Below are 1,748 nucleotides of genomic sequence, written 5' to 3' on the forward strand. Positions count from 1 at the left end.
CGCGCAGGGGCAGGCAATCACCAGCACCGCCACGGCGCGGATCAGCGCCGTCTCCATCCCCACGCCCGCCCACAGCCAGCCCAGCAGCGTGGCCAGGGCAATCAGCAGCACCACGGGCACGAACACGCTGGAGACCTGGTCCACCAGCCGCTGGATCGGCGCCTTGGCGGCCTGCGCGTCCTCCACCAGGCGGATGATGCGCGAGAGCACCGTCTCGGCCCCCACGGCGCGCACCTCCAGCACGATGCGGCCCTCGCCGTTGATCGAGCCGCCCGTGAGCAGCCCGCCCGGCTCCTTGGCCACCGGCAGCGGCTCGCCCGTGAGCATGGATTCATCCACCTGCGTATCCCCTTCAAGCAGCACGCCGTCCACCGGCAGGCGCTCGCCCGGGCGCACCACCAGGCGGTCGCCCACCATCACCTCGGCGATGGGCACGTCCACCTCGCCACCTTTGCCCAAAAGGTGCGCCACGTCCGGCCGCAGGCCGTGCAGCGCGCGGATGGCCGCCGTGGTCTGGCGCTTGGCGCGGGCTTCGAGCCACTTGCCCAGCAGCACCAGCGTGACCACTACGGCCGAGGCCTCGAAATACAGGTGCGGCGTGTGCCCCGCCGCATGTTCCGTGGGTGCCGTGAGCCACAGCCACACCGACAGCCCCCAGCCCGCGCTGGTGCCGATGGCCACGAGCAGGTCCATGTTGCCGGAAAGCGCCCTTGCCGCATGCCAGCCCGCCTTGTAGAAGCGCGCGCCCAGGACGAACTGCACCGGCGTGGCCAGCACGAACTGCAGCCAGGCCGGCAGCATCCAGTGCGCGCCGAACAGGTCGCCCAGCATGGGCACCACCAGCGGCGCCGAGAGCAGCAGGCCGATGGCCACGGGCGCAAAGCCCGCCCAGGGCGAGGCATCTTCCTCACGCGCCGCGCTCGCGGCGGGCGTGAGCGGCTCGTAGCCCGCGTTGCGCACGGCGCGGCGCAGCAGCGCGTCCATGGCGGCGTCGCCGCCCTCGGGCGCGGCGAACGCGATGCGCGCCGACTCCGTGGCCAGGTTCACGGTGGCGTCCTGCACACCGGGCACCTTGCGCAGCGCGCGCTCGACGCGGCCCACGCAACTGGCACAGGTCATGCCGCCGATGGACAGGTCCAGCGCATGCGGCTCGGAGGGGGTGGGGATGGAGGTGTTCATGGGGTCTACCGTAATCCTTGACATCATGGCAAGGTCAAGCACCGCAGGACTTCCACCCTGGCGGCAACAGGGCGATGATGCGGCACCGGCTTGACCCTGCCACGGTGTCAAGGTTCATCATCGCATCCGTCATCCACTTTTCTTTCCGGAGAACCCCGCATGCAATACCAGTTTGAAGTCCAGGGCATGACCTGCGGTCACTGCGAGCGCGCCGTCACCAGCGCCATCCAGCAACTCGACCCCCAGGCCCAGGTGCGCATCGACCGCGCGCAAAACCGCGTCGACGTGGACAGCAGCCAGCCGCGCGAGGCCCTGGCCGCCGCCATCGCCGAAGAAGGTTACGCGGTCACGCCATGACGACCGCCCCCGGCGCCCCCGTACCCATCGGCGAGGCCGCGCGCCGCGCCGGCGTCTCGGCGCGCATGGTGCGCCACTACGAATCACTGGGCCTGCTGCCGCAGGTGGGCCGCACCGACAGCGGCTACCGCCAGTACACCGAGGCCGACGTGCACGCGCTGCGCTTCATCGGCCGCGCGCGCGGCCTGGGCTTCTCGATGGAGGAAATCCGC

At 71.1% G+C, this 1,748-nt stretch carries 3 protein-coding genes; 2 read left to right on the forward strand and 1 reads right to left on the reverse strand.

Annotation, left to right across the window (positions count from 1 at the left end):
- Nucleotides 1–1,179, reverse strand: a 1,179-nt coding sequence (locus ACE3UN_RS18890; RefSeq protein ID WP_374676544.1) for a heavy metal translocating P-type ATPase, incomplete at its 3' end; no start/stop codon positions are given.
- Nucleotides 1,180–1,338: 159 nt separating this feature from the next.
- On the opposite strand from ACE3UN_RS18890, the gene ACE3UN_RS18895 reads away from it, so the two are divergent.
- Nucleotides 1,339–1,536, forward strand: coding sequence for a heavy-metal-associated domain-containing protein (locus ACE3UN_RS18895; protein WP_374676545.1), 198 nt, complete (start codon nt 1,339–1,341; stop codon nt 1,534–1,536).
- Nucleotides 1,533–1,748 (forward strand): MerR family DNA-binding transcriptional regulator (locus tag ACE3UN_RS18900; RefSeq protein WP_374676546.1); only part of this gene is annotated, 216 nt, incomplete at its 3' end. The genes ACE3UN_RS18895 and ACE3UN_RS18900, both read left to right, overlap by 4 nt.

The organism is Ideonella sp. (genome assembly GCF_041918995.1).
GTDB lineage: Bacteria > Pseudomonadota > Gammaproteobacteria > Burkholderiales > Burkholderiaceae_C > Ideonella.

Excerpts from the sequence above, each read along its gene's own strand:
- ACE3UN_RS18895 (WP_374676545.1), top strand. The coding sequence starts at position 1,339 with ATGCAATACCAGTTTGAAGTCCAGGGCATGACCTGCGGTCACTGCGAG.